The sequence below is a fragment of the Wenjunlia vitaminophila DSM 41686 genome (assembly GCF_000380165.1).
Classification (GTDB): domain Bacteria; phylum Actinomycetota; class Actinomycetes; order Streptomycetales; family Streptomycetaceae; genus Wenjunlia; species Wenjunlia vitaminophila.
In genome coordinates, this window is record NZ_KB904731.1 from 1 (window position 1) to 4,286 (window position 4,286).

At 72.2% G+C, this 4,286-nt stretch carries 5 protein-coding genes; 3 read left to right on the forward strand and 2 right to left on the reverse strand.

Annotated features, from left to right (window positions below):
- Window positions 1–307 precede the first annotated feature (307 nt).
- A complete protein-coding gene (locus A3IG_RS0126825) occupies window positions 308–1,711 on the forward strand; it encodes a sensor histidine kinase (protein WP_026220703.1) in 1,404 nt (467 codons plus the stop codon).
- Between the two features lie 63 nt (window positions 1,712–1,774).
- On the opposite strand, the gene A3IG_RS0126830 is transcribed toward A3IG_RS0126825, so the two are convergent.
- A complete protein-coding gene (locus A3IG_RS0126830; protein ID WP_018386677.1) occupies window positions 1,775–2,266 on the reverse strand; it encodes an SUKH-3 domain-containing protein in 492 nt (163 codons plus the stop codon).
- 7 nt (window positions 2,267–2,273) lie between these two features.
- On the reverse strand, window positions 2,274–2,810 hold the full coding sequence (locus tag A3IG_RS0126835) for a YwqJ-related putative deaminase (RefSeq protein ID WP_018386678.1): 537 nt from the start codon (window positions 2,808–2,810) through the stop codon (window positions 2,274–2,276).
- 232 nt (window positions 2,811–3,042) lie between these two features.
- Between A3IG_RS0126835 and A3IG_RS0126840 the strand changes: the two genes are divergently transcribed.
- Both A3IG_RS0126840 and A3IG_RS31490 read left to right on the forward strand, forming a co-directional pair.
- Window positions 3,043–4,053, forward strand: coding sequence for an SMI1/KNR4 family protein (locus A3IG_RS0126840; protein ID WP_026220706.1), 1,011 nt, complete (start codon window positions 3,043–3,045; stop codon window positions 4,051–4,053).
- Between the two features lie 7 nt (window positions 4,054–4,060).
- The coding region (locus A3IG_RS31490) for a hypothetical protein (RefSeq protein ID WP_040912432.1) at window positions 4,061–4,286 on the forward strand (226 nt) is incomplete at its 3' end.

Consider the following 4,286-nt stretch of genomic DNA (forward strand, 5'->3'; position numbering starts at 1 on the left):
GCCCCTGCCGGCGTTCCTCAGCGCGCTCCCTCGTTCCTCGGTCGCGGGCTTCGTCTCTTCGGCAGGGGCGCGGCCTTTGGCTCGCTCACGTCTGCGCGACGCCGGGGTTCGGGTGCACGACGCTGCGGCGTGGCAGGGGCGCGGTCCGCGGCGCCAGCCGCATGGTGTCGCTGCGGCTCGCTCACGTCTGCGCGACGCCGGGGTTCGGGTGCACGACGCTGCGGGCGGGGTGCGCGACGCTGCGGGGTGGGGAGGAAACCTACTGGTAGAGACCACCCGTTCGGGGGCTCCGCTTAGTCTTGCAGGTATGGAGACGAGGGGGGCCGCCGAGGAAGGCCCGGGCGAGCGCGCGCGGGGCGGCACGGGGGTTTTGTGGTGGCCGCGCCGGAGGGGCGCCGTGCTGGACGGGGCCTTGGCGCTGCTGTCCACGGCGGAGTGCGTGGCCGAGGGCGTGGAGTTCGCCGACCAGGTGGGGGCACCGGTGGCGCTGTTCGCGCTGCTGGGGCTGTTGGTGGGGCCGGTCATGGTGGTGCGCAGGCGCTGGCCGATGGCCGTGGTGTTGGTGTCGCTGGCGGTGACCCCGGCCCGCATGGGGTACCTGATGCTGGTGGTCGGGATCTACACCCTGGCGGCGTCCGCGGTCCCCCGGCGTTGGCTGTTCACCCTGAGCGGGATGATGTGGGCCGCCACCTTCGGGGTGACCCTGGTGGAGATGCACCGGGACGGTCAGGACGGCGACGGCACCACGATGTCGCTGGCGGCGCTGGTCCTCACCGCGCTGCTGGTGTCGGTCGGTCTGATCATGGCGCCGGTGCTGCTGGGGCTGTACATCCGGGCGCGGCGGCGACTCGTGGAGAGCCTGGTGGACCGGGCCGACGGCCTGGAGCAGGAACTGGTGCTGCTGGCGGAGAAGGCGCAGGAACGGGCCCACTGGGCGCGGATCGAGGAGCGGACGCGGATAGCCCGGGAGATGCACGACGTGGTGGCGCACCGGGTGAGCCTGATGGTGGTCCACTCGGCGGCCCTGCAGTCGCTGGTGGTGCGGGACCCGGAGCGGGCGGTGCGCAACGCGGAGTTGCTGGGCGACATGGGGCGCCAGGCCCTGGACGAGCTGCGGCAGATGCTGGGGGTGCTGCGGACCAACGGCGAGGCGACCGACGTGGTGCGCGGGGGGCCCGGTCCCGTGCGGGTACCGGCGCAGGCCGCCGCGCCCACTGACGACGGGGCCGCCGAGCGGCCGTCGCCGGTGGGTGCCGCGCCGCCGCGGGATGCGGGCACGGCGCCCCGGGGGGCGCGGGAGGCGGATGACGGGCCGGGGCTCGAGGACGTCGCCACGCTGGTGGAGCAGTCCCGGGCGGCCGGGATGGCGGTGGACCTGTCGGTGGAGGGCGAGCTGCGTCCGTTGCGGGCGGAGGCGGAGCGCGCCGCGTACCGGGTGGTCCAGGAGGCACTCACCAACGTCCACAAGCACGCTCCGGGGGCGCAGGCCCGGGTGCGGGTGGCGTACCGGGAGTCGGAGATCGCGGTGTTGGTAGAGAACGGGCCTTCCGACGGGCGCCCGTCGGCGGCCCTGCCCAGCGGGGGGAACGGTCTGGTGGGGATGCGTGAGCGGGTGACCGCGCTGGGCGGGGGGTTCGTGGCGGGGCCGCGTCAGGACGGGGGCTTCAGGGTCTCGGCGATGGTGCCTGACCGTCCGGCCAGCCCGGCGTGACGGCGCTCGACCACCGGGCGGGGAGGGCCACGGGTGCGCGCCGGCTCCGGGTGGCCCGGCCGGTCAGGGGGCGGTGGGGGCCACGGTCAGCCGGGACGGCCGCAGGCCGGTGATCAGGGTGACCAGGGCCTGGTCGCAGGTGGCGCCGAGGAACCAGTCGCCGGTGTGGTCGAGGCTGTAGACCCTGCCTTCGGCGTCGATCGCCAACAGGGCGCTGCCGTCCGACTCCTCGCCGAGCGGGCAGACCTCGGAGCCCAGGGCCATTCCGAGGTCCACGAACGTGCGAGCGAGGTGCATCCCCCGCATCGGGTCGATCAGGAACGGGGTGCGGGCGATCTCGCGGCCGGAGCCGGTGACGTCGATCCGGAGGCCGCCGAACTCCGCCCATGCTTCGACGGCGGCCGGGAACAGGCGGTGCTGGTGCCCGCCTGGTGAAACGTGGGCGCGGAGCTGGTCGGCCCAGCTCTCCGCCTGTCTTATGTCCCAGCGCCCGGGCTGCCAGCCGGCTGTGCGCAGGACGGTCTCGACGTTCTCGGGGAATCGGGTGACGCTCATGGAACGATCATGCTCTATCGGCGGGCGCCCCGACCGTTCGGACTCCGAAATGGGTGAGCATAGGAGCACATGAGCGGCAAGGAGGGGCAAAGGCGCCGTGCTCTGGATCGCCGTCTTCCCGGATCCTGCGGGTGGTGAGCTTGGCGTGTTTCAGGGCGCGCTTGGCCTCGGTGTGGCTGAGCGGTTTGCGGGAGGCCCGCTTGCTGCGGTTGGCTTCGATGGTGCTGAGGTACTGGGAGAGCAGCATTGCCTCCGGGCAGCGCCCGGTGAAGCGTTCCCGCTGGGGGACCGGCAGCGCGTCGAGGAAGTCCCGCACCAGGGGGTGGAGCGTCGGCGGTTCGTCGAACCTGGTGCTGGCGCAGGTGTAGGTGGTGCCTTTTACGGACAGCGCGGCTGCGGACGCGGGCAGGATGCCGTCGCGTTGGTGCAGCAGCGCGGGCGGGGTGCCGGGGGTCGTCGTGGCGGCCGTGGCCTGCCAGGTCAGTCGCGGATCGGTCCCGGCCAGCTCCGAGTCCGCGATCCATGGTCGGTCTGCCGTGTGCACGTTGGTCGTTCCTCCAGTGGTCCCGGGTCGCGGGTCAGCCTGCCAAAACCCTGCGCAGAAGCGAAGCGAGATCGTGGGAGGGGGTGTCGAATGAGCGCCGTGTCACATTGGTGTTCGAACCTGGTTGACGGGCAGACTCATCGAGACTTTGACCGATGACGCTGGGAAGACCCCTTGTCAATCACCCCATAGGCTGTGAACCAACAGTCTTCAGCCACAGGGGGCAACCGCAATGACGACAGGTCGGCCCGGTGCTCCGGCAACGCCCGGAGGACCGTTGCCCACACAAGGCGCCGCGCCCCCGAACGCGGCGTACGCCGGGCAGGTCGTGCGTTTTCCTGACCCGGTCCGCGCGGCCCGCTATCCGCACGGTGTGCGGGTGGACGACCACGGCTATCCGGATTTCTCGCCGTACGCGCGGGCGGCCGCCGAGATCGCCGAACCCCCTGAGGGTTTCGGTGTGGACGAGATGCGCCTGACCGACTACGTGTCCGCCAATGTCGCGCTCGCCCGGTCGGGCCACGAACTGTGGTCCGACCTGCCCCCGGTGGCGACCCCGCACGGCTGGACCTGGCACCACGTGCCGAACACCCGTGGTCTGGTGCTGGTCCCGGTCGAGGTGAAGAGCCTGCTGCGGCACCACGGGGGCCTGGCCACCTCCACCGCCGACCACCGCAAGCGCGGCACCCGCCCCCTGCAGGAACAGCGCCCGGTCCACTTCGGACTGCCCAAGGGATCGGTCGCGGTGACCGAGGAGCAGGTGCTCGGGGTGGAGGAGGACCTCGGCTACCGGCTGCCCGGCGCCTACCGCACCTTCCTGAAGGCCGCCGGCGGCTGCGCCCCGGTGGGAGTTGCCCTCGACCCCGAACTCGGCCTCCTGCTCGACCAGCCGATGTTCACGGTGCGCGACGAGGCGGCGGTCAACGACCTGGTGTACGCCAACAAGTGCCTGCGGGACCACCTGACCAAGGACTACCTGGCCATCGGTTACGTCCAGGGCGGGCTGCTGGCGATCAGGGTGAAGGGTGACCGTCAGGGGTCGGTGTGGTTCTGTGCCCACGACGACGTGCGCGACCGCGACGGCTGGTCGGTGCACGACCGGGTCGGTGAGCTGTTGCTGCCCTGCGGCGACGACCTCGACAGCTTTCTGCTGCGCCTCGCCGGGAACCCCCCGGAACTCGAGACCGTGGCGAACCTGATGGTGGACGGCGGTTTCGCGAACGCCGTTCCGGTGGGGGAGTGAACAGCGCATGGTGACCTTCGCGCAGGCCCAGGAGCGCGCCGAGCAGTGGGTCAACGAGGACGTCCCGACGTACCAGCGCCGTGAGGTGCGGGTGCGCGAGTTCGACCTGGGGTTCGTGTGCTGGGCGGTGGACCGGGAGGACGGCCCGACGTCGGACGGCGGGCGGATGAGGCTGGTGATCGCCCGGGACAGCGGCGAGGCCACGCTCTGGCCGAGCCTGCCGGTGGGCGAGG